Origin of the sequence: Aliterella atlantica CENA595 (assembly GCF_000952155.1) — a bacterium.
Lineage (GTDB): Bacteria > Cyanobacteriota > Cyanobacteriia > Cyanobacteriales > Chroococcidiopsidaceae > Aliterella > Aliterella atlantica.
The window spans coordinates 1-24,469 of record NZ_JYON01000021.1 but is presented as its reverse complement, the minus strand read 5'-3'; the positions used below and the strand labels follow the sequence as shown (position 1 = coordinate 24,469).

At 43.8% G+C, this 24,469-nt stretch carries 21 protein-coding genes; 11 read left to right on the top strand and 10 right to left on the bottom strand.

Features of this window, described 5'->3' with window-relative positions; all coding sequences use genetic code 11:
* The first annotated feature begins 190 nt into the window (after window positions 1–190).
* Window positions 191–1,180: a lamin tail domain-containing protein gene (locus tag UH38_RS17360; RefSeq protein ID WP_045055948.1), complete on the top strand. Its 990-nt coding sequence runs from the start codon at window positions 191–193 to the stop codon at window positions 1,178–1,180.
* Here the strand turns inward: UH38_RS17360 and UH38_RS17355 are convergent.
* Window positions 1,154–1,345 carry a hypothetical protein gene (locus UH38_RS17355; RefSeq protein ID WP_045055947.1) on the bottom strand — a complete coding sequence of 64 codons (192 nt, stop codon included), beginning with the start codon at window positions 1,343–1,345 and terminating at the stop codon, window positions 1,154–1,156. The genes UH38_RS17360 and UH38_RS17355 overlap by 27 nt on opposite strands.
* Window positions 1,346–2,478: 1,133 nt before the next feature.
* The gene (locus UH38_RS27930; RefSeq protein WP_268748897.1) at window positions 2,479–2,607 is read right to left on the bottom strand and encodes a hypothetical protein; all 129 of its coding nucleotides are present in this window, start codon (window positions 2,605–2,607) and stop codon (window positions 2,479–2,481) included.
* A gap of 893 nt (window positions 2,608–3,500) precedes the next feature.
* Here UH38_RS27930 and UH38_RS26845 point away from each other — a divergent pair.
* The 3 genes from UH38_RS26845 (at window position 3,501) to UH38_RS25520 (ending at window position 4,620) form a co-directional block, all read left to right on the top strand.
* Window positions 3,501–3,881, top strand: coding sequence for an OmpA family protein (locus UH38_RS26845; protein WP_045055946.1), 381 nt, complete (start codon window positions 3,501–3,503; stop codon window positions 3,879–3,881).
* Window positions 3,882–3,994: 113 nt separating this feature from the next.
* On the top strand, window positions 3,995–4,348 hold the full coding sequence (locus UH38_RS17345; RefSeq protein ID WP_045055945.1) for a translation initiation factor: 354 nt from the start codon (window positions 3,995–3,997) through the stop codon (window positions 4,346–4,348).
* Window positions 4,349–4,458: 110 nt separating this feature from the next.
* The gene (locus tag UH38_RS25520) at window positions 4,459–4,620 is read left to right on the top strand and encodes a YqaE/Pmp3 family membrane protein (RefSeq protein ID WP_045055944.1); all 162 of its coding nucleotides are present in this window, start codon (window positions 4,459–4,461) and stop codon (window positions 4,618–4,620) included.
* Window positions 4,621–4,686: 66 nt separating this feature from the next.
* On the opposite strand, the gene UH38_RS17335 is transcribed toward UH38_RS25520, so the two are convergent.
* From UH38_RS17335 to thrS, 5 genes are all read right to left on the bottom strand, one after another.
* On the bottom strand, window positions 4,687–5,484 hold the full coding sequence (locus UH38_RS17335) for a dienelactone hydrolase family protein (RefSeq protein ID WP_045055943.1): 798 nt from the start codon (window positions 5,482–5,484) through the stop codon (window positions 4,687–4,689).
* Window positions 5,485–5,527: 43 nt separating this feature from the next.
* Entirely contained in the window at window positions 5,528–7,135 is a 1,608-nt protein-coding gene (locus UH38_RS17330) for an NAD(P)H-quinone oxidoreductase subunit 4 (RefSeq protein WP_200892497.1), read from the bottom strand.
* 182 nt (window positions 7,136–7,317) lie between these two features.
* On the bottom strand, window positions 7,318–8,217 hold the full coding sequence (gene thrB, locus UH38_RS17325; protein WP_045055941.1) for a homoserine kinase: 900 nt from the start codon (window positions 8,215–8,217) through the stop codon (window positions 7,318–7,320).
* 9 nt (window positions 8,218–8,226) lie between these two features.
* Window positions 8,227–8,718, bottom strand: a complete 492-nt coding sequence (locus UH38_RS17320; RefSeq protein WP_045055940.1) for a GNAT family N-acetyltransferase — start codon at window positions 8,716–8,718, stop codon at window positions 8,227–8,229.
* Entirely contained in the window at window positions 8,719–10,545 is a 1,827-nt protein-coding gene (thrS, locus tag UH38_RS17315) for a threonine--tRNA ligase (protein ID WP_045055939.1), read from the bottom strand.
* Between the two features lie 307 nt (window positions 10,546–10,852).
* Between thrS and UH38_RS17310 the strand changes: the two genes are divergently transcribed.
* Window positions 10,853–11,185: a DUF2605 domain-containing protein gene (locus UH38_RS17310; RefSeq protein ID WP_045055938.1), complete on the top strand. Its 333-nt coding sequence runs from the start codon at window positions 10,853–10,855 to the stop codon at window positions 11,183–11,185.
* 104 nt (window positions 11,186–11,289) lie between these two features.
* Window positions 11,290–11,580 carry a DUF2973 domain-containing protein gene (locus tag UH38_RS17305; protein WP_045055937.1) on the top strand — a complete coding sequence of 97 codons (291 nt, stop codon included), beginning with the start codon at window positions 11,290–11,292 and terminating at the stop codon, window positions 11,578–11,580.
* A 67-nt stretch (window positions 11,581–11,647) separates the two neighbouring features.
* On the opposite strand, the gene pgmB is transcribed toward UH38_RS17305, so the two are convergent.
* The 3 genes from pgmB to UH38_RS17290 all read right to left on the bottom strand — a co-directional run bounded on the left by pgmB (window position 11,648) and on the right by UH38_RS17290 (window position 18,506).
* Window positions 11,648–14,620 (bottom strand): beta-phosphoglucomutase, encoded by a 2,973-nt coding sequence (pgmB, locus tag UH38_RS17300; RefSeq protein ID WP_045055936.1) that lies wholly within the window; start codon window positions 14,618–14,620, stop codon window positions 11,648–11,650.
* A gap of 163 nt (window positions 14,621–14,783) precedes the next feature.
* Window positions 14,784–17,033 (bottom strand): amylo-alpha-1,6-glucosidase, encoded by a 2,250-nt coding sequence (locus UH38_RS17295; RefSeq protein ID WP_045055935.1) that lies wholly within the window; start codon window positions 17,031–17,033, stop codon window positions 14,784–14,786.
* 447 nt (window positions 17,034–17,480) lie between these two features.
* On the bottom strand, window positions 17,481–18,506 hold the full coding sequence (locus tag UH38_RS17290) for a glycosyltransferase family 4 protein (RefSeq protein WP_045055934.1): 1,026 nt from the start codon (window positions 18,504–18,506) through the stop codon (window positions 17,481–17,483).
* 302 nt (window positions 18,507–18,808) lie between these two features.
* Between UH38_RS17290 and UH38_RS26840 the strand changes: the two genes are divergently transcribed.
* The 5 genes from UH38_RS26840 to UH38_RS17270 all read left to right on the top strand — a co-directional run bounded on the left by UH38_RS26840 (window position 18,809) and on the right by UH38_RS17270 (window position 24,131).
* Complete coding sequence (locus tag UH38_RS26840) at window positions 18,809–18,949, top strand: hypothetical protein (RefSeq protein WP_160295984.1); 141 nt, start codon at window positions 18,809–18,811, stop codon at window positions 18,947–18,949.
* A complete protein-coding gene (locus UH38_RS17285; RefSeq protein ID WP_045055933.1) occupies window positions 18,946–20,952 on the top strand; it encodes a DICT sensory domain-containing protein in 2,007 nt (668 codons plus the stop codon). The genes UH38_RS26840 and UH38_RS17285 overlap by 4 nt, the downstream gene beginning before the upstream one ends.
* Window positions 20,953–21,103: 151 nt before the next feature.
* Entirely contained in the window at window positions 21,104–21,568 is a 465-nt protein-coding gene (psaD, locus tag UH38_RS17280) for a photosystem I reaction center subunit II PsaD (protein ID WP_045055932.1), read from the top strand.
* Between the two features lie 144 nt (window positions 21,569–21,712).
* Window positions 21,713–23,236, top strand: a complete 1,524-nt coding sequence (gene trpE / locus UH38_RS17275; RefSeq protein WP_045055931.1) for an anthranilate synthase component I — start codon at window positions 21,713–21,715, stop codon at window positions 23,234–23,236.
* 4 nt (window positions 23,237–23,240) lie between these two features.
* The gene (locus UH38_RS17270) at window positions 23,241–24,131 is read left to right on the top strand and encodes a lysylphosphatidylglycerol synthase transmembrane domain-containing protein (RefSeq protein ID WP_045055930.1); all 891 of its coding nucleotides are present in this window, start codon (window positions 23,241–23,243) and stop codon (window positions 24,129–24,131) included.
* Window positions 24,132–24,469: the final 338 nt, after the last annotated feature.

Below are 24,469 nucleotides of genomic sequence, written 5' to 3'. Positions count from 1 at the left end.
ATTTGCACGAATTGATATACACACTATAAGTGAAAGTTATGACTTTACACTTGTATAAATAGACTGAATAGTTTGCCGAGCTAATTTTTAAGATTAATAAAGGAGAAAGCTATAAGGATTTATTTTTTAACAAAGATCTGATATAGATTTTTGAATAAGTTTTCTTTAGCGATCGCGAGGTTATAAGAGCATGAAAAATCATCAAATGGTTACAAAGCTATATACCTCAGCAACCAAAAACATTTTATTAGGAGTTCCAATAATACTGTTATTTGCAGTTCGTGGAGTAGATATAGATATTAGCGATCGCTTCAATATTCACTCTGCTAAAGTTCTCGCTCAAACGCCATCAAAAATAGCTGCAAAATCATCCTTGGCAAGTCAAATCATAATTACAGAAGTTTTGTATCATGAGACAGGTCAAGGTGCAAGTGGAAATGATGAATTTATAGAAATTTATAATACCTCTTCATCTGCTGTAAATTTAAGTGGTTGGAAGCTTGGCAATAGTAACTTAATTGCAAATGTTAAAGATAGCACAGGTGGCATAACTGGAAACGCGAGTAGTCCAGCTTATATATTCCCGAAAGATACCGTCCTTAGACCAAAAGAATATGCAGTAATTTGGATTGGTAACAATACACCACACCATCAAGCAGATGATGCAGCTTGGCAAATCTGGTTAGGGCAAAGACCTAAGTTAAATAATGATGGAGATGATATATGGTTGTATGATGAGCGATCGCAAATTGTTGATTATATAGCGTATGGAGCGGGTTTAGCGATCGATACACTTCCAGCAGCTTCTCTAAACTTATGGAATAATACTTATCAATCGTCTTTAACAACAGACAAGGGTCAGTCTATTAGCCTGGCAAATATTGTAAGCGATCTTAATTCTAGTGCCTGCTGGGAACCGACTAATAGCGCACGCAAATCGATTAGCAGTATTGCAAGCAATCGCTGCCCAAACTATACAAAACCAGTAGACACCGACGATAGAGGAAATACACTTACAAGTGCTGGTAAGAGTAACTACAATATAGCCCTTAATCCCTCGCCGTCACCACAACCGCAAGCAACAGCAACGCCTACTTCTACTCCTCAACCCTCACCAGAAACAGCAGCAACGTCTACTCCTCAGTCATCTTCCTCAGTCATCACCGCAAGCAACATCTAACACTGAAACATCACCAGAAATAACAGCAACACCATCATCCGAATCATCGTCGGAAGCAACCCCATCACCACAAGCAACAACAACGCCGACTGATGAATCATCACCGCAAGTAACAACACCTACTTCTGAATCATCGCCGCAAGCAATAGCAACGCCTACACCCACTCCCCAACCATCTCCCGAAGTAACTGCATCATCCCAGCCATCATCAGAAGCAACAGCAACCCCTACACCTACTCCTGAATCTTCATCGGAAAATACAACAACGCCATCAACAGAAGTAACACCTACTCCTGAATCATCGCCGCAAGCAACAACAACGCCTACTCTTACATCTCAATCGTCGCCAGAAGTAACAGCAACGCCATCACCAGAAGCAATAGCAACCCTTACTCCTACTCCCGAATCATCGCCGGAAACAACCACGACACCTACTCCTCAATCATCCCCAGAAGCAACAGCAACACCTACGGGTGAATCATCTCCAGAAATAACAGCAACGCCTCAACAGTCACCAGAGACAACCCCATCACCGGAAGCAACCGCGATACCTACTCCTACTCCTCAATCATCACCGGAAGCAACTGCGACACCTACTCCTCAATCATCTCCAGAAATAACAGCAAACCCATCACTCCAACCATCACCGGAAGCAACTGCGACACCTACTCCTCAATCATCTCCAGAAATAACAACAAACCCATCACTCCAACCATCACCGGAAGCAACTACGACACCTACTCCTCAATCATCTCCAGAAATAACAGCAAACCCATCACTCCAACCATCACCGGAAGCAACGCCATTACCTCAATCATCACCGGAAGTAACGGCTACATCTACTGGCGAATCATCTCCAGAAATAACAGCGAACCCATCACCAGAAACAACCACGACACCTACTCCTTAATCATCCCCAGAAGCAACAGCTACATCTACTGGTGAATCATCTCCAGAAATAACAGCAACGCCTCAACAGTCACCAGAGACAACCCCATCACCGGAAGCAACCGCGATACCTACTCCTACTCCTCAATCATCCCCAGAAGCAACAGCAACACCTACGGGTGAATCATCTCCAGAAATAACAACAAACCCATTACTCCAACCATCACCGGAAGCAACACCATCACCTCAATCATCACCGGAAGTAACAGCCACAGTACCTACTCATACTCCCGAATCGGCGCTTCAGCCTTCATCTGAGACAAAGCCATCGCCAGAAGCAACTGCAACGCCTACTTCTAAACCATCACCGCAAGCAAATACAACGCCATCGCCAGAGGTAACAACAAAGCCTACTGGTGAATCTGCACCGCAAACAACAGCATCTCCATCACCTCAATCATCGCCCCAAGTAGTAACACATACTCCCAAACCGACTCCCGAAATAACAAGTCCATCACCAGAAACAGTATTAACTCCATCACCTCAACCATCGCCGCAAGGAGTAATACCTACTTTACAAGCTACTTCTCAACCAAAAACGCCTACTGGTGAATCTGCACCGGAAGTAATAGTAAAGCCATTACCCCAACCGTCGCCGCAAGTAGTAACACCTGCTCCACAAGCTACTTCTCAACCAAAAACGCCTACTGGTGAATCTGCACCGGAAGTAATAGTAAAGCCATTACCCCAACCATCGCCGCAAGGAGTAACACCTACCTCCAAACCGACTCTTGAAACAGCAAATCCATTTCCAGCAACAGTATTAACTCCATCGCCTCAACCATTACCTATACCTACTTCACAAGCTACTTCTCAACCAAAAACGCCTACTGGTGAATCTGCACCAGAAGTTACAGCAACGCCTCAACCATCGTCGGTAACAAAACCAACACGCACCCCTGAAGTAACACCTGCTAGCGAACCTATATCAGAGACAGCACCTCAACCATCATCGGAAGCAATAGCAACGCCTAATTCTCAAACTTCACCTGGGATACCAGCAACGCAGTTACCTCAACCAACACCCACTTTAAAACCTTCGTCTCAGCCATCGCCAATTAATAATCCATCAGCAACGCCTATTCCTGAAACTGTCAAGCCTAAACCTCAAATAAATGCAAAGCCGCGTGGTAAGCTAACTCGTACTCCAATACTGATACCTAACATTCCTTCAGTACCAGTAAACAAACCAACCTCAAGCTCATTACCTAAACCAAATCCAACACCCGCATCATCTGCAACACCATCGCCGCAAAGTTCTCAAGCATCTACGACAAATACTCAAGCAACTCCACCAACTAAATCTCCTCAAAGTACGCAGTCTCCACTACTTCCTAAACCTGCACAAACTGCAATAGTTAATCCGTTAACTTTGCCTACAAACGTTCATTTTGCGTTTAACCGCAGTGGAACTAGCCCTGCTAGCATACAAATTTTGCAGCAAATTGTCGCAGTTCTAAAACAATATCCGCAGATAAATATAGAACTTGGCGGACACACAGATACTATTGGTAGCGATCGCTATAATCTAATATTAGGCAGACGACGTGCTAATTCGGTGAGAAACTACTTGTTGCGTCAAGGTATAGCCAAAGAAAGGATTGTTGTGCGCTCTTGGGGTGAAGCTCAACCGAAGATTTCTAGTAAAAATTCTATTAGCCGCGCCCGCAATCGGCGTGTTAATTTCGCTTTCAGAAATTTGAGCAACTTAAATATTCAGTTAGTCGAGCAGGAAAAAGACTTGCAACCATAGCATAGAATTGGGCTAGTGCGCTAAAAATACTCACAACGTATTTATAGCAAGATAAGCTAGGGTTTAATAGACAAATTTATTAATAACCCTGTATCTGTACTATCAGTCAATTTATGGCAGCAGCAAATAGTTCTAATAATTCCCCAAAAAAACGCCTAGTTTATCAAGAGTTCGGTAACGAGAATTCAGCAGCGGTAGAAAGAGCAACCCCCGATTTACCTCCCGCGCAACAAAATTTGCGGATTCAAGCTTCGCGTAAAGGACGCAAAGGCAAAACTGTCACTGTAATTAGTGGATTTCAATCCTCGCCAGAAACTTTAGCAGCACTTGTAAAACAGTTAAAAAGTCAGTGCGGTACTGGTGGAACGCTTAAAGATAATGAAATTGAAATTCAAGGCGACCATACTCAGAAATTATTGCAGATTCTAACTCAACTAGGCTACAAAGCTAAGATTAGTGGCGGCTAATCTACCTACATAGAGATGGCACAGCTAAAGTTATAAGTCAGTATATATGTATAAAAATAATCTAGCTGCGATCGCTTAATACACGCGAGAACAGCTAAACGGAGGTTTATATGGATATTATTCGTCTTATAGCAGCAATTTTTATTCCACCCTTGGGAGTCTTCCTACAAGTTGGATTAGGAAGAGATTTTTGGATTAATATTCTGCTAACGATCTTAGGATACGTACCTGGGATAGTCCATGCTGTATATATTATCTTAACTAGAAGATAAGCAACTGCTAACTGGGCGATCGCCTTTCTGGTCAAAGATAAAGCGATCGCTCTCTAATTTATCAAACTAAGCTTTCTTAATTGCAAATAATTCGGCAAAAAACTGGCGCATATCTGCAAAAGAGCGTCTATCGGCTGTAGCGTTATATGCAGCACCTTTGGAGGCATCATTGCCAGCTTCAGGATTGGTGAAGCTGTGTACTGCACCGCCATATTTCACCAATTCCCAATTAACGTTAGCTTGACGCATTTCATTTTCAAAGGTATCGACTTGTTCTTTGGGTACTAAAGGATCGTCTGCACCGTGTAGTACCAATACTTTACCCTTGATATTTTTCGCGTCTTGGAGATTTGGCGTATCTAAGTTACCGTGAAAGCTAACTACACCTGCAACATTGGCACCATTGCGGGCTAATTCTAATACAGTAGTACCACCAAAACAATAACCGATCGCAGCAATTCGATTTTTGTCTGTGAGTTTATTATCTTGCAAAACCTTCAATCCGGCAGCAGCGCGATCGCGCATTAGTTTACGATCTGACTTATATATAGTTGCTTGCGCTGCTGCTTCTTTGGGATTTTTTGGTCTAATTCCTTTACCGTACATATCCACAGCAAAGGCGACGTAACCAAGTTTTGCTAATTGTTCGGAACGCTGCTTGACATAAGGTCCTAAACCCGTCCATTCATGAACAACCATTACCCCTGGGCGCTGCCCTTTAATTGCGTCGTCGTAGGCTAAATAGCCTTCTAGGACAGTATTACCATGTTTGTATTCAACAACTTGCGTTTGTACTTTTGCATAAGCAGCCGTCGAACAAACTAAGGCAGCAACAGGCGCAATCAGTAGTAATGACGATTTCATGGGACGAGAATAAGATATCTAATGAGCCACATTCTAGCGCGGGTTAGCGATCGCTAACTATCTCTACAGCATCAGAACTAGCCAAAGATGGGGCTGAAATAGTAGTTGCGTACAAACTTGCTGGTTGTTGTTGAGCAATTACAGGTAGAACGTTACGTACTTGAGCAGCAACCGCTACAGTCTTGACATCGTAAACCTGCGTTACTACTTTGGGATACAAGCCGATTCCGATGATAGGTAGGAGCAGGCAAGCTGTAATCAGCATCTCGCGGGGCTTGGCATCGCCCAAATAGCTTTCGATTACTATGCCAGAATTTTGCTGTCCGTAGAAAGTTTGGCGCAACATCGAGAGTAAGTAAATTGGCGTGAGAATCAAGCCTACAGCAGCTAGCAGTACAACTACCACCTTGAAGCTATTACTATAGACATCGCTTGTCGCAATCCCCAAGAACACTGTAAGTTCGCCTACAAAACCACTCATTCCAGGTAGCGCTAAAGAAGCCATTGAACCTGCGGTAAATAAAGCGAAGACTTTAGGCATCTGCTGCGCCATCCCACCTAACTTTTCCATCGCCAGGGTATGAGTACGTTCGTAAGTTACGCCAGATAAGAAGAACAAACTAGCAGCAATCAAACCGTGAGAAACCATTTGCAGTACAGCGCCGCCAATCCCAAGTTCGGTAAATGAGGCAATACCAATCAACACAAAACCCATGTGAGCGATAGAAGAGTACGCCAGACGCTTCTTCAAATGATCTTGAGCAAAAGCAGCTAAAGAACCGTAAATAATATTGACTACACCCAAAATTACCAGCACTGGGGCAAAGTAAACGTGAGCGTTAGGCAGCATCTCAATATTCAGGCGAATTAGTCCATAACCGCCCATCTTCAACAACACACCCGCCAAAACCATCGAAACTGGCGCTGAAGCTTCGCTGTGAGCATCAGGTAGCCAAGTATGTAGGGGGAAGATTGGTAGCTTTACACCAAAAGCAATCAAAAATCCTGCATAAACTAAGACTTCAAAGAATTTGGGATATTCCTTCAAGCCCAAAGTAGTCATGTCAAATGTAATAGTTTCGCCGTAGAAAGCCATTGCCAAGCCTCCTACCAAAATAAATATAGAAGCTGCGGCAGTATAAAGAATAAATTTAGTAGCGGCGTAGCGGCGTTTTGCCCCACCCCAAATCGAGATTAATAGATAAACCGGGACTAACTCTAGTTCCCACATTAAGAAGAACAACAGCATATCTTGAGCGACAAACACGCCAATCTGAGCGCTATACATTGCCAACATCAAGAAATAGAACAGCTTAGGCTTAGTTTCCACCTTCCAAGCGGCAAGCATTGCCAAGGTTGTAATCAAGCCCGTCAGCAACACCAAAGGCATCGAAAGTCCATCAACAGCAACAGACCATCTCAAGCCTAGCTGAGGAATCCAAGCATAGCTGTCATACAACTGAAAAGTAGACTCTTGTAAATCGTAGCTAGAGCTAAAACAGTAAATCATCAAAGCTAGGTCAACAATGCCAACACCTAGCGCATACCAACGCACAAGCTTACTTTTGTTGTCAGGAAACAAAGGGATGGCGAAGGCAGCCACCAAAGGCAACAAAAGAATTGTAGTCAACCAGGGAAATTCGGTGCTCATCATCGTTAAGGATTTATACCTATTACCTATGTTTATCATTGTATTAAGATAAATGAACTTTTGAAAAGGTCTTTATCAAAAAAATAAAAAATGGTGACAGTAGATGAAGTCTATAGCTCCAAAATCTACCACCACCGTTAGTATGCCCAACTAAAAACCTAAAGTTATATTAAGCAGGAAAATTATTTCGCACCTTGGGTATCTATAGAAAGCGATCGCACATCAGCCATCACTCCAGTAGAATGCCAAGCAGCAGCCATTGACTTCTCTACACCAGCAGCTTGCGCCTTATCCACCAAAGCAAGCAAAGTAGGTCCCGCACCGCTAATCACCAAACCCCAAGCCCCCGCCTCCAAAGCCGCACCCTGCACTAAATCAAAGCCGCGAATCAGCCCTTGACGATAAGGTTGATGCAACCGATCCTGCAGTGCAGCCTTTAACCAATCACCATCGCCAGTCTGCAAAGCTCTAATTAACAAGCCCAAATGAGCAGCATTAAAAATCGCATCAGCCCGACTCACCTGTGTAGGTAAAACCCGCCGCGCCTCAGCCGTAGAAAGTTCAAAATCAGGAATGGCAACTACAGGCACAATTGATTCATGCCAAGGAATATCGCAGATTGCCCAGTTTTGCTCGTAGGTTGCTGCTAGCCTACATCCACCTATTAAGGCAGGAACAACATTATCAGGATGTCCTTCAATAGCGATCGCTAAATTCATCACATCAGCTTCACTGACAGGCGAACCAGCCAACTTATTAGCCCCCACCAAGCCGCCCACAATAGCTGTAGCAGAACTTCCTAAACCCCGCGCCAAAGGTACGCCTAATTCAATGCCAATACGTACGGGAGGAGGCACTTGTCCGATATGTTCATACAACTTAACAAAAGCCTGATAAGCCAAATTACTCTCATCAGCCTTAACCCGTTCGGCTTCCGCACCTGTAACGTAAAAACTTAATTCTTTCGCTTTTGTAAAACTAAACTTGTTGTAAAGCGTCAAAGCCGCCCCTATACAATCAAAACCCGCCCCTAAATTTGCAGTAGTGGCGGGAACAGTAACATTAATAGTAGTCTCAGCCATGAATAGTTCCTATACGCTTACCTTAGCCATCGTATAAGCATCGATGTACGCACCATCGCGAAACGCATTGTTTCTCAAAGTCCCTTCTATTTCAAAGCCAAACTTCTCATACAGACGAATAGCACTAGGATTATCAGTATTCACTTGCAACTCTATACGCTTCAAATTCAACCAATTTTCAGCTAAGTCTATAATCGCCGCCATTAACAGCGAACCAATACCGCGATTTTGGTAATTGTCATGCACAAATATACCTATCGATCCTACATGAGCGCGGCGATCGCGAAATGGCTGCAAACTCACAAACCCCACAGCCTTCTCGTCAACAACAGCCACTAAACGACGCATTCCCACAGGGGGATTTGCTAATTTGTGCTGAATGTCATCGCGAGATTGATAAGGCATTTGCAAAGTTCCAGCCCGACAATTAGGCAAGAGGAACAGTACGGCTACATCTTCCCAATCAGCCATTGCAAAAGCTCGAATTGTGACTTCGCTCATTTAGAAATTGCTATACTCAGCGATCGCTACTTTTAACTTCTCTATTACTTCTGTTAGGGGAATTGTCCCCAGTTCGCCAGAAGCGCGGGTGCGGATGCTAAGGCTGTTTGACTCAACCTCTTTTGCTCCTACTACAGCCATTACAGGTATTTTGTCTTTTTCAGCGTTGCGGATAAGTTTACCTAGTCGTTCGTTACTGGTGTCGGCTTCAGCGCGAATACTAAGCGATCGCATTTTTGCCGCTACATCATTAGTAAAGTCCCGTTGCGCTTCACTTACAGGTAGTAATCTTACTTGTACGGGCGCTAGCCACAAGGGAAAATCTCCTGCATATTCCTCAATTAATATACCTATCAATCTTTCCAAAGAACCAAATGGAGCGCGGTGAATCATTACAGGGCGTTTGCGGCTACCATCTTCCGCCACGTATTCTAAATCGAAGCGTTCGGGTAAGTTGTAATCTACTTGTACCGTCCCTAATTGCCATTCTCGATCTAAAGCATCGCTGAAAATAAAGTCTAGTTTAGGACCGTAAAATGCAGCTTCGCCAATACCTTCAAAATGCTCCATTCCCAAGTTTTCTACAGCACGACGAATTGCGCCTTGGGCTTTTTCCCACGCTTCATCTGAGCCTATATACTTATCTGAATCTGGATCGCGGAAACTAAGTCTAGCTTTAAAGTTTTTTAGTTGCAAACTCTTAAACACCGACAAAATTAAATCCACTACTTTGAGAAACTCATCATCTAATTGTTCTGGCGTGACAAATAGATGAGAATCATCAACAGTAAAACCACGCACCCGCGTTAAACCGCCCAATTCTCCCGATTGTTCGTAGCGGTAAACTGTACCAAATTCAGCTAAACGAATTGGCAGTTCGCGATAGGAACGCAATTCACTTTTATATATCTGAATGTGAAACGGACAGTTCATCGGCTTGAGAACAAAACCTTGTTCCGCTGCTGCGGCTTGTTCGTCATCAGACATCAGCGGAAACATATCTTCTTTATATTTCTGCCAATGTCCCGAAGTTTTAAATAAATCTACTCTGGCGATGTGGGGTGTTACTACTGGCTGGTAGCCGCGTTTGAGTTGTTCTTCCTGCAAGAATTTTTCTAAAGTGCTACGTAGTAGCGTTCCTTTAGGTGTCCATAAGGGCAAGCCAGGTCCTACTTCGTCGGAGAAGATAAATAAGCCTAGTTCTTTACCTAATTTCCGGTGATCGCGTCTTAAGGCTTCTTCTTTACGCCGCTTGTATTCTGCTAGCTGTTCTGGCGTTTCCCAAGCTGTAGCGTAAATTCTTTGCAATTGCGCTTTGGTTTCGTCGCCGCGCCAATACGCGCCCGCCACGCTTTCGATTTCGATCGCTTTTGGGTTCAATTCGCTGGTATTTTCGGTATGAGGACCAGCACACAAGTCCCACCATTCATTGCCTAAATGGTAAATTGTAATCGGCTCTTGAATACCTTCTAATATTTCTAACTTGTAAGGCTCGTTGATTTCCTTAATCCGGCTAGTTGCTTCTTCACGGCTGACTTCTTCGCGTACTACAGGCAACTTGCGATTAATAATTTTCACCATCTCTTTTTGGATGGCTTTGAGATCCTTTTCTGTAAATGGTTCTGGGTTGTCAAAGTCGTAATAAAAACCATTTTCAATCCAAGGTCCGATCGTCACTTGCGCCTTGGGAAACAGCTTTTGCACTGCCATTGCCATAACGTGAGAAGCAGTGTGGCGAATTTTTTGTAATGCTTCTGATTCGCTGGTACGTGGCAAATACATTTTTTCGGGTTTCTCTGGTTGTGCGGACGATATTGAGGCTGACATCGGCGGTTTGGTTAATAAAGCTTCTAGCTTATACAGTTTTTGACTTTGGCGATCGCTTGCCTAAATTTCCCAGTCCATAGCACTGAGCTAAAAAATTTAGGTCTATTGCTGCGATCGCACTATTTTATTTTATCTATCCGCCGATCTTAGCGCGATCGCTCCTCCCAAATTAAAAACCTTCTTTCCTTCTACCTCTTGTAATTACACGCTGGGATCGCTGTCGTCTGCCTCAATTTAGTTGTTGTTTGTAAAGAAATGTAAAGTAAGTTAATATTAGAATGTAAAGTAGCCATCAATTTTCTTATTCATGCTGAACTCCAACTTACCAGAGTCAGAGTTGCTCAAAACGTTGCTAAAGCCACTCTTACAAGACTTTCAATACTGGTTTGGCAGATCGCGATCGCTATTAGAGACAGAGACTATTAATTTTTTGACTGCTGAGGAACAGGCAAATTTATTAGAACGGATTAAGCAGGCGCAGCAGGAAGTAAATGCAGCGCAGATATTATTTGAAGCCACAGGAGAACAAGTCGGGATTGAAATGGCAGTCCTTGCACCTTGGCATCACTTAGTAACCGAATGCTGGAAAGTAGCAATGCGACTACGCTTGCAACAATCCCAAACTAGATTAGAAAATTAAATAAAAATAAAACCTTAGACATTCAACAAACAAATCGTTGAATGGTAGATAAGTTAATAAGCCCTTAAAAACCTTTTAATATGCCTGCTTGGGAGGAGAACGCGATGTTACAACTGCTTTACATTTTGGCTTTTACAATTCTTGCTTTGATTGCCGTCAGCAATTTGATCCGCAACTTAATTATGTTTAGTTTCGAGCGCGATCGCGTGTATCCAAGCGGGACCATGACTGCTCGTACAGTACCGCACCCAGAACTATTAGATAGCACAGGCAGAATAATCAAAGATCCATTATTAGTTATGCGATCGATTGACGTAGAAGATGCCCGCGAACAATTAAATGCCTTATACGAAGCTTCTCCCAATTACAACAGCGAAGTCGATAAAGAAATATAAGCCGCAAGGCAGCAATTCGTAATTCGTAACTGAAGTCTGTAATTACGAATTACGAATTACGAATTATCTAAACGGCAATAGGCAAGCAAACGATCTGGCTATCAGCTAAGAGCGCAGTCAAATCGTGCCAAGATACTTCCGCTAGATCGTCGCAAATGACATGAGCGGCTGTAAAGCGCTCGGTAGGACCAAGCCCAACAACCCACATTCCAGCATTTAAGCCAGCTTCCACACCAGCAGCCGCATCTTCTACTACCAAACAATCAGCCGGATCTAGTCCTAACTGCATAGCAGCATGAAGGAAAACGTCGGGCGCGGGTTTGTGGCGTTCGACACTGTAGCCGTCAGAAATGGCATCTAAGCGCTCGCTAATGCCCAATAACTTAGTTACAAGTTGAGCATTTTTACTGGAAGATCCAATCGCAATTTTTATCCCAGTAGCTTGCAATTCATCTAACAGCGGTAGTACCCCAGGCAGTAAATCATCAGCAGTCAAGGTTTGAATAAATTGCTCGTAGTAGCCATTTTTACGCATCATCATTTCTTGAATTTGCGCTTCTGTGACTTGGCGATCGCCTAGTAAATGCAGCAACGAATCGCGCCGCGCTAAACCGCGCATTGATTCGTTAGCTTGGCGATTGAAAGCAATACCTTCCTCATCCGCCAATTGTTGCCAAGCCCGATAGTGGTGTTCGGAAGTATCAGTAATTACGCCATCCAAATCGAAAATGACACCTTTAATTGGCATTTCTGTAGCAGTAGGTTTTATAGATAAATCCATAAACGTCTCTGGCAACTTTTCTGTATAGAGTGTTGGTACTTCGCTATTATTGATAACTCGTACCTCTGTTACTCCATTTGTACTCGATATATCAAATTCGTAGCACTGTTTTTGCCAGTGGAGTTTAAAGTTCAAGCGCGTCCAACCAGGCGGTAAATGAGGTGTATCTACAATTGGTCCAGTTTCAGTCAACCGCACGCCACCAAAACCAAATACTACAGCTTGCCACGAACCACCTGTAGAAGCCGCGTGAATGCCCTCGTGAGCGTTACCGCGTACGTCTTTGAGGTCTACCAGTGCCGCCCGCATAAAGTGTTCGTAGGCTTCATCACTCTGGTCTAAATCGCAGGCGAGGATAGCGTGAATAGCCGGACCTAGAGAAGATCCATAAGTATGATCGGTGCGCGGCGTGTAGTAATCCCAGTTAGCGCGGAGAAGTTGCAGATCTTCGCGATTTGCCCAAGGTGTTTTTAATGGCGATTGACGTAGCATATACAGAAGCATCAATACGTCTGGCTGCTTGAGAATTTGCCTTTGGTTAGTTTCCTCAATACCGAGGATTGCTTGCATAGATTTGGTGCGTCCCTCGTACTCGGACAAATCTACGTCTATGAGGTTAAAGAAGCCCTCATATTGCTCTATTATTCCTGTTTCTGGGTTGTGGAGAATTAGTAGATGTTGAGCAATATGACTCCAACGCTGCAAGCGATCGCCCGTTAGATCGAGTTGGGCTGTAAGCGCCGTTGCTTTTGCTGGATGATGCTGACGCAGCCAATCTAATACGGCAATAGCAGTTTCCATGTGCCATTGCACCATGCGGTTAGTAAAAGTATTGTTATCTACGTGTTCGTGGTTTTCGTCAGGACCAATTACATCGCGGATTTCATAGCATTGGCGATCGCTATTCCACTCGGCGCGGCTACCCCAAAATACTGCTGTATCTAAAATTATCTCCGCCCCTTGTTGCTGCATCCATTCATCGTCGCCTGTAGCCTGCCAATACTGCCAAACGCCATAAGCTACATCTGTGGTAATGTGCAGTTCGATATCGCCGCACCAAATCCGTACCGGATGACCATCAGCACCCGTTACCCAGCGGGGAGTTACTTCATCTCCAGTGCTGGCACTTTCCCAAGGATACATTGCGCCTTCGTAACCAGCTTCATGAGCTTTTCTTCTTGCACCGTCTAAGTTGTAGTAGCGGTAAGACAGCAAGTTACGGGCGATTTGCGGCTGAGTCAAAGTTAGGAAGGGAACGATAAATATTTCTGTATCCCAAAATACGTGACCGCGATAAGCGTAGCCAGTCAGAGTTTTAGCTGGAATGCTGACTCGATCTTCATGACGTGGTGCAGCAATTAATAATTGAAATAAGTTATAGCGGATCGCTAATTGCGCTGTCGAATCGCCTTCAATAACAACATCGCAATCTCTCCATAGTGCGTCCCAAACTGCGCCGTGTGCGGCAAGCAACGTTGTATAGCTAGGTAAACTAACTAACCGCTCTTGTGCTACTTGTGCGGGGTGGCTGACTTGCCGTGAGGTAAAAACAGTAACAATTTTTTCTACAGTAACAGTTCTACCAGTTTGGGCTGAATATTTAGCGCTCAAAGTAGGATTGCCGTTGACATTTGCGGATGTGGCGATCGCATTTTCCGAGCAAGTTAGCTGTGTTGCCATTCCTAGCTCAATTTTTGACTTGAGGCAGCCTAGTTGCAGCCAAGCACTGTTATCTGTATCGCCCGCGTTTAAATGTTCCCAGTGCTTAACGCCTTGATTGTCTACGTTTGTATCAATGCTAGCTATAACCTCAATTTCGCCTGCAAAATCTATTGGTGTAATTTGGCAGCGGACTATTAATACGTGTTCTTCTGCCATACTTGTCAGGCGATCGAAGCGTAAGTGTAGCGTCTGACCTTTAGGACTGCGCCAAACTACGTCTCTGCTTAATATCCCCCAGCGCAAGTCTAGTTGGCGCTTGTACTCTAATACTTCACCGCGATCGAGACTAAATACTTCACCATCTACAGCAATTTTTAGGGGCAACCAGTTGGGACAATTAACCAGTTCGGTATATACCACAGGAACGTCATCGTAAACACCATGAATAAAAGTAGTGGCGTTTTCCCCAGGGTATCCTTCTTCAAATGTGCCGCGCGTGCTTAAATAACCGTTACCTAGCGCGAACATTGTTTCTTTGTGGTGTAGTTCCGCAGGTACGAATTCTGTTTCAATAACGTTCCAACCAATCTGGTTCATGATTTATATATCTCAACTTAAATAATGTGTTTGCTTCAAAAATTGCTCATTCTAGCATTCCCACAGCGCTAGATTTATTGGCAATTGTTACGTGAACGATACAAAACTTAATAGATGCGGTAGGGGCGCGACGGCATTGCGCCCCTACGTTGCGCCCCTATTGTTACGCTTCAATGACAACGCGCAAATTTCCGCGTTTTTTTGCTACCCGACAAGCAGTAGTAGTCCCCGAACGTTCAAATTCTAGGTTAAGCAAGGTCGTACCAACGCGCAAATTGTGCAGCGATAAGCGCTCGATAGATTCTGGTAGCGCTGGATCGATAATTCGCAAACAGTTATTAGCGGCATCAGGTACTAAATTCACCATCATTTGCAATAACTGAAAAATACTACCTGTAGCCCAAGCTTGAGGAGTACAAGCGACGGGATACTGTACTGGGGAACTGTCGCCGTTGCGCTCGTAGCCGCAGAATAATTCTGGCGGACGTTGATAGGGTTGAGCTAGCGTCATATCGAGCAAGCCTTGGCAAACTTCTAATGCTTGATCGATTAGTCCCAAACTCCTCAATCCCATGCCGATTAATGAGTTATCGTGAGGCCATACCGAACCAATGTGATAGCCCATCGGATTGTAGGCGGGCGATAAACTACTAAGCGTGCGAATTCCCCAACCGTTGAACATATCGGGCGCTCGCAGTCTTTCGGCTACACTGTAGGCTCTTTCTGGATAGAGAATGCCCAAGTGCAAGCAATGACCAGGATTTGAGGTAATGCTATCTACTTGTTTGCCATCTCCATCCAATGCCAAAGCACAAAAATGTCGCTCTTCCATCCAAAAGTCGCGGTTGAATCGCTCTTTGAGTTCTTTGGCTTCTTCTTGCCAACGATCTGCTAAATCGATCCGCTTTTTCATCCGCGCAATTTCTGCTAGGCGGATTTTTGCCGCATAAACGTACGCTTGGACTTCGGATAAAATAATTGGTCCTGTGGCTAATTCTCCTTTACTGTTGACTATACAATCGCCAGAATCTTTCCAACCTTGGTTAGCTAAACCGCGTTGGGATTTACGCAAGTAGCCGAGGTAGCCTGTTTCTTTGCTATTGCGATCGATCCAGTCCATCGCGGCTAAAGCATTAGACCACAGACGGTCTAATGTTTCAAAGTCATACGTCCAGGCGTAGTATTCGGCATACAGCATCAACCACAAGGGAGTAGCATCAATTGTGCCGTAGTAGGGCGTATGGGGAATTTCATGACAGCGTGCCATTTCTCCCAAGCGCAATTCATGGAGAATTTTTCCTGGTTCTTCTTCGCGCCAATCATCGTCTGTTTTGCCTTGGTAAAGCGCTAACAGTGTCAGGGTTTCTCTGGCGATCGCGCTATTGAGCATTAAAGTCTGAGAAGCAGTAATAATCGCATCTCGTCCGAATAATGTCGAATACCAAGGTACTCCCGCCGCCACAGTTTTATGTTTGCCAAATGACTGCCTCAGCAAATATAAATCTTGCTCGGCTCTGTCTATGACACGGTTAAAAGTAGCTTTGTCAGAGCGAATTCGGGTAATTTGGTCGCACCAACGCTGTTCTTCGGCAAATTCCGCTGCTTTGGCTTGTCCCAAGGTTGACGGAGCGCTAATTGCTGATGCCGAGCGATCGCTTGCGAGCAATTCTAGGCGATAACCCAACTTTTGCGTTTCGCGCGATTTGAGGTCTAGCTGCCATACTGCTGTATAGCCTTTAAAACAAGTTGGCTGACAATGCTGAAACTCGATATGAGACTGCATTATCAAGTTATCTAACCCCTGATAGGCAAGGATTAGCGGCTCGTTGCGCGGGTTGGGTGGTAATTTACCGTTTTGTTCTGATTTGACGCGTAGGAGCCTGCCTTGTTTTTCCCGATGGGAACCACGAATTTCAAATAAATCGACAAAATCAGCATTAAAACTCAGACTAATTTCGACGCTGACTGTACTGGTGCTGTAATTAGATATTGCTATTTCTTCAAACAGCGCTCCCGCCAGAGCAAGTTCGCGGCGGATGCCCAAGGTATCGGGTTTTAAGCGATCTTCAATATTTGGATTCGTACATAGAACTGATAGTAAAAATCCTTTTTCAGCGGTACTACTGAGTAATACAGGCGATCGCCCTTCGATTTGTAATTCTAAACGGTTGAGAAACCGCGTATCGCTGCAAAACAACCCCATACTAGCTGTAGCATCTTCAGCCAAACAGCCAGAAATATTCCCTAGAGTATCTGTAACCAAAAAGATGTCATCATCTTTTATCGTTAACGTTGGCTGCGGTCGTTCGCTAATTACACAGGGCCATTCTGTAATTGGCGCGTCTTCCGCAGGAATAAATTCGATTCCATTGGCAGCAATTCGATCCGGTGTCATAAGCGTATCCGCTGTCATTGCCAAGATTTCTACTTTCTAGGGTTTATTTCTAACACCATACGAGCGCTTTTGGTTTTTTAGCCTTGACGACTCGGTGGAAGTAAAAATACTGATTCTAGTTGTGAAAAGCGATCGCTAGTTTGAGTATTTCTACTTCTTCAAACAAACTCAAAAATCTACAAGTTTTTTCATGACGAAAGTTTTAGTTTTTGAATATTTGCTACAAATTTTTTTACTACTCGTATTGAATATTCAGTCTTTTACTTTACTTTAGTCCATACTCTTAACTGAAAGCCTATAAACTATTGTAAACATCCTTAATAGTTATACACAACTCGTTAATTTTATATAGATAATCGAGAGTCAAACCGCTTCGCCAAAGTCAAAAGGCAAAAAAATAAGCTAGGAAGGCTAAATAATCTTACTTCCTAGCTGCTAGCCACTTATAATATAGTTGCCCAAATTCTAAGTTAAGACTATACCAAAAGCTCTCAAATACTCATCAGTCATTGACTTGACGCTAAAGTTACTAACTACATAATCGCGACAAGCTTGCCGATCCAACTTAATCGCGGCGGGAACAGCCTCAATCATTTTTTCTAGAGAATGGCAAACAAAACCAGTTTTACCGTGATCGATCACTTCAGGTACAGAACCAAGCGCCATTCCTACAACAGGCGTACCTGCCGCCATCGACTCAATCATTACTAATCCAAAAGGTTCGCGCCAAGTAATCGGGAACAAAGTAGCTGTAGCACCACCTAAAAGCGCTACCTTTTCTTCATGGGAAACTTCACCTAGATACTGAATGTGTTCGCCATCAATTTCCTGTTCCACCTTTTCCTTGAAGAAAATGCGATCTACAGCATCAATTTTTCCTGCCATTTTTAGCGGTAAACCACTAGCACGAGCAATTTTAATTGCTTCAATTGGTCCTTTTTCTGGCGAAATTCGACCGACAAAAGCCAAATAAGCAGGTTGACTGGGCGTAGGAGAAAACGGATAAACAGAAGTATCAATACCATTGTAGACAGTATGAATATAGTTCAAACCTAAACGCGGTTCTCTTTGCGCTTCGCTAATGCTGATATACGGCTGCCAAGCAAACTGACGAAACATCTTTTCATTATCTGGGGTAAAAACTCCATGCATAGTATGCACCGTTGGAGTTTTCACAAAACGACTGTAAGGCAGCGCCGCACAACCAACATGAGAATGAATAATATCGAAATGATGGGCTTGACCGTACACATCAGAAAGCATCATCTGTTCGTAAAGCCCTGCTTCCTTAATAGTAGGATCGAGGCGCAGCGCTTGGTCGTGTACCGATTTGAGTTTAGCAGTAGTAATTGAGTCGCCAGAAGCAAATAAAGTAACTTCGTGACCCCGACGGACTAACTCATCTGTAAGTAGGCTAACAATTAGTTCGATTCCGCCGTAGCGAAAAGGAGGAACACGCTCCCATAATGGAGCAATTTGGGCAATTTTCATATTTTCAAGTCAGAGAAAATTATTTAGCAATTAGCTGTGGGCAAGGGGTTAAATCCAATCGGGGTTAAGACACAACGGTACTAATAAACTAGAGTGACGATCGCTAATTTGCTGCGATCGCTCCTTATAGCACCCCTAAGCATATACCGATTTTTTGCATCCTCGATCCATTTTTAGTCAGTGCCATACAGAAGATATAACATTTGACGGGCGATCTCAGTACACTATTTCGCGCTCAAGGCAGCAAATTTAGCAAAAGCGATCGCAATGCTCGGTAGGATAAGTTTATAAACATTATTTTTATGGCATCACTACCCAAGCGATCGCCACAATTAATCTATATAGCAGTGCTAAAACACCAGTTTCAGATGCCTATACCGAGTGCTACTTGCGCTGTAGACAGCAAGCAACTGGGGTGCAACGACTCTAAAAGACAGCCATGAGCATTTCTACGGTTTCCGTACTTAGCGATCTTCTCGAAGCTTTACCACACCTAAGACCTCAGCTTTATTTCAAAGCTTCCTTAACCGCGCTATCTCACGCGATGGAAGATCAAGTGCTAGCTTCTAATAGCGACCGCCCTTTGCTAATTGCTAGTTTTCAGCGCGAACGCTACTATCGCCAAGAGGCTCATCGTTACAGGCGACTTGCCCAACGTACCGACCAAGTTTATGTTTTGTCTGCCCTAGAGACTGATTTTGCTAACGCTTCTGGTTTCTATGAGACGATCGCTTTCGACTTAGAAGATGCTCTAAGTCAAGAATGGCATTTAATCGTCATCGGTAAGCAGTACGCAACTTGCTTGGTGTGTAGAGAGCGATTTATGAATGCAGGCAAAAAGAAGCCTTCTTTACCTAATAATTTCGATGTCGATCCATCGCGCCAATTTGAGGGGATATGGACGAGCGATCGCCAAGTTGCTTTTAAAGCCGCAGAATTACTATTAGAGCGAGTATTAAGTTATCGACCAGAATTAAGCAATAAAGTTGAGCAAGCACGAGCTTTTTTTGGCATTAACCGCCCAAATAAGCGTAAATCTGCAAAAAATACTTCAAAAGCCCCAGAACAAGGATTTTCTAACATCGATCCCAATCCGTTTGTGCAGCGGTTAGTTACTTATTTGCAAGCAGGACAGTACAAATTACTCAAAGCTTACGGAGCGATCGCCGAACAAGAACTTAAGGAACGCTTAGTCAACTCTATTACAGCAGCAATCCGCCGAGGCAGCACTGGCGGACAACCTCTATACCCCCAAGAAATTCTTAAAGTCGCAGTCGAAGAATTAGGGCAAGCTTTATCAGCGTGTCGCTGTTTAATTTATCGCGCTGGCATAACTGACGAAACTGCAACAATTAGCCACGAGTATTTAAATTCAGCAGTAACATCGGTGACAGGGCAAGCTTTGCCCTTAGAAGAACATTTATTGTTTCAAGCGGCAGTTCAACAACAAGAAAGCATCTATATCGCTGACACGCACGCCGACGAGCGTATAGCTAATTCTGCGGCATTGCAAGCCATTGTTAACCGCTTTTTCATCCGTTCGTGGCTAATAGTACCTGTAACGTATCAACACCGCTTGCTGGGCATGATAGAGCTACACCACTGCGGCGCTGTACCTCATCAGTGGCAAGTAAACGAAGTCGGTTTAGTAGAAGCGATCGCAACTCAAGTAGGCGCAGCTTTAATTCAAGCAGAAGCTTACGCCAACTTAGAAGACCTCAACCAGCAACTAGAAGCTTTAGATCGTACGCGTAGCAACTTAATTGCCATTACAGGTCACGAACTGCGTACGCCTTTATCAACCATTCAAGTTTGCTTAGAAAGTTTGGCAACAGAGCCAGATATGCCCTTAGAGTTGCGTCAAGTAATGCTGAATACCGCATTAGCCGACTCAGAGAGAATGCGAAAACTGGTACAAGATTTTCTCACGCTGTCATCTTTAGAAAGCGGACAAGTGCAATGGCACGTTGAATCATTATCGTTAGAAGAATGCGTAGAATTAGCTTTAAGCCGAACTAGGACTCGCACTGCAAGCGAATCTCAGCCTAAAATTATTACTCAATTGCCAGAGCATTTACCTTTAATTAGAGCCGATGGCGATTGGTTAGTTGAAGTTATATCTAAACTGCTAGATAACGCAGGAAAATTTACTCCTCCCCAAGGGCAAATTGCTATAGAAGCTCATTCTAACGGCGATCGCATGGTGGAAGTGACTGTAGCCGATAATGGGCGGGGAATCGAACCCAATCGTTTGGAAGTAGTATTCGATCGCTTCTACCAAGAAGAAGGCTCTTTGCGGCGCACTGTAGGCGGTACGGGTTTGGGATTAGCAATCTGTCGCCAAATAGTTAACGGCTGGGGCGGTCAAATTTGGGCAGAATCAGACGGCAAAGATCGCGGCAGCAAATTTCATTTTACGATTCCAACGGCAATAAACATTGGGTAGACGTAAATATTGTAGAGACGTAGCACTGCTACGTCTCTACGCGCCCGATTTCCCACGCCCAAAAGAAGAACTGTTACAGTTCCTAACATAGACGTAATATATGCGCGATCGCGGTGATACGATGCCCTAAAAACCGTTGAGAGAGTAATTTATGGCAGAAGAACTTTCTGGACAAACTCCTATATTTGGTGGCAGCACTGGCGGCTTGCTTACCAAAGCAGAAAGAGAAGAAAAATACGCTATTACCTGGACAAGCCCCAAAGAACAAGTATTTGAAATGCCAACTGGTGGTTCTGCCATCATGCGGCAAGGTAAAAACCTTTTATACTTGGCTCGGAAGGAATATGGTATCGCGCTAGGCGGTCAGCAACTACGCACTAAGTTTAAAATCAACGATTATAAAATCTACCGGATTTATCCTAGTGGCGAAGTTGAATACTTGCATCCAAAAGATGGCGTATTCCCAGAAAAAGTAAATGCAGGGCGCGAAAAAGTCCGTTACGTAGACCGCAACATTGGCAGAAACCCCGATCCTGCTAAGTTGAAGTTTAGCGGCATTTATACTTACGACGCAGAACAGCCTAAGTCTCCCGAAGCGAAAAGAACTGAAAAATAGTTAAAACTATTTCTATTCCCGCTGCGAGTTATATGGTACAAAGTTAGTCTCGGTTGGTTTGTACTACCGAGGCTAATTTTTTTAGGAAAAGTGCGATCGCGCTGACGACAGATTTTATAGGTATCTTTATTTGCAATCAAAGTTGTGATTTACCCCGATTTTTCCCAATTTTCAACACTGGCGAAACAAGGCAATTTTGTTCCGGTGTATCAAGAGTGGGTAGCAGATTTAGATACCCCTGTTTCTGCTTGGTACAAAGTTTGCGCTGGGCAACCTTATAGTTTTTTACTAGAGTCGGTAGAAGGCGGCGAAAATATTGGGCGCTACAGTTTTTTAGGCTGCGATCCTTTGTGGATTTTAGAATGTCGGGGCGATCGCACGTTGCAAATTCACCGCGATGGGACAACAAATGTATTTACAGGCGATCCGTTTGTAACTTTGACAAGTTTGCTGCAATCGGTAAATCCAGTTAAATTACCGCAGCTACCGCCTGGAATTGGTGGTTTGTTCGGGTTTTGGGGTTATGAGTTGATCCGCTGGATCGAACCGCGCGTTCCTGTATATCCAACAACAGAAAGCGATTTACCTGATGGATTGTGGATGCAGGTAGACCAGATTTTAGTATTTGACCAAGTAAAAAGGAAGATTTGGGCGATTGCTTATGCCGATTTACGCGATGCTAATGTAGATTTACAACAAGCGTATCAGCAAGCGTGCGATCGCGTAACTGCCCTTGTAGGCAAGCTGCAATTACCTTTATCTAGCCAAGATACAGTTTTAGAATGGACTCCACCTCAAGAGTCATTGCCTGCTGCCGAATATACTAGCAATATTTCTAAGCAAGATTATTGTACTAGCGTCCAAAAAGCCAAAGACTACATCAAAGCTGGCGATATTTTTCAAGTAGTGCTTTCCCAGCGTTTAGAAGCAGAATATACAGGCGATCCTTTTGCTTTGTATCGTTCCTTGCGCTTAATTAATCCTTCGCCTTACATGGCATATTTTCAGTTTAAAGACTGGCAAATTATTGGTTCTAGCCCAGAAGTAATGGTTAAAGCAGAACGAGATCCTGTAGATGGAACATTAGCAACATTACGCCCAATTGCTGGAACTCGCCCGCGTGGAAAAACCCATCAAGAAGATGTAGCGCTAGCTGAAGATTTGCTACACGATCCTAAAGAAATTGCCGAACACGTCATGTTAGTAGATTTAGGGCGCAATGACTTGGGAAGAGCCTGCGTTTTTGGTACGGTAAAAGTCGATGAATTAATGGTCATCGAGCGCTATTCGCACGTTATGCACATTGTCAGTAACGTTATTGGTAAATTAGACCCTAAACGTACTGCTTGGGACTTGCTGAAGGCTTGTTTTCCTGCGGGTACTGTTAGCGGCGCACCGAAAATTCGGGCAATGGAAATTATTAACGAGTTAGAAACTTGTCGGCGGGGCGTGTATTCGGGGGTTTATGGATACTACGATTTTGAAGGACAGTTAAATAGCGCGATCGCCATTCGGACAATGATACTACGCGATCGCACTGTGAGCGTTCAAGCTGGTGCGGGAATAGTTGCTGATTCCGACCCACAAAAAGAGTACGAAGAGACTTTAAATAAAGCTAGAGGGCTGTTGCAGGCGATACGATGTTTGAAGCGCGATCGCTCCGAATAAGTTTATGCAGCGTTTCAAGCCTTTCTTACGTTGGTTAATTCTGGGCGGCGTACTATTTTTTCTCGCTCAAGCCCTCAAAGCTAATTGGCAAGAAGTAGCAGCAATTCAAATTAAGGCAACAGGCTGGGCTTATCTGGGCGGTGCTTTAGCTGTAACGTTACTTGCTCATATTTGGACTGGGTGGGTATGGGGTTGGATTCTACAGTTTCTTAACTACCCCGTAAAAGGTAGTTGGGCTATTCGCGTTTACCTAAAAACTAATATTGCTAAGTACGTACCAGGAAATGTTTGGCATTTTTACGGACGAATTAAAGCAGCTACAGCAGCCGGAGTTTCTACTAGCATTGCTACTTTGAGCGTTTTGCTAGAACCATTACTAATGGCAGCAGCAGCGTTAGTTTTAGCATTATTAGGCACTCAACAAGCAAGTTGGGGTTGGCAAGTTTTAGGTTTAGCAATAGTTTTAATCGCCATTCATCCAGCAATTTTGAATCGAGGACTTAAGCTTATAGGCAAGATGAAGGGGAAAGATGAATCTACTAGCCAACAGATGTTAAAGCAATATCCTCTTTTGCCCTTATTAGGAGAACTAGGATTTTTAGGACTGCGAGGCGCTGGATTTATCTTGACTGTATTAGCGCTATATCCTGTAGAGCCTAAGCAAATTCTGATATTACTGAGTGCTTTTAGTTTAGCTTGGTTGCTCGGTTTAGTTGTTCCAGGCGCACCAGGGGGAATTGGCGTATTTGAAGCAACAGCGATCGCGCTTTTATCTCCTGTATTATCTCCAGGTATTGTGCTAAGTGCTGTGGCTGTTTATCGCTTAATTAGTATCCTCGCTGAAGCTGTAGGGGCGGGAATAGCTTGGATTTGGGAATTAAAAGCAGCTACTTAGTTTAGGTGTATTAGTTGCGATGCCTTTTATAAAAGTAGCGCTTACCGAACGCAGATCATCTTTGCATCTCAACCGATTATGTTTATCAATTCCATTACAGCGCGGTTCTTATGCTGCTATTCGCTTTGAAACGAAAAGACAGCATCCCCGAATAGCATCGGAGCAATTTGGGCTGAGGATTTAGTTCTAATCACAACTTCTTGAATCCGATTCTTATACCAATTTAATGTGAAGATAAACTTAATACAGCATCAGTAATAAACTCCCAACCTGTAAGCGAAGCAATCAATTCTGGAGTTAAGTCTTTGAGAATGTCAGACAATCTCCGTCGCAATTGT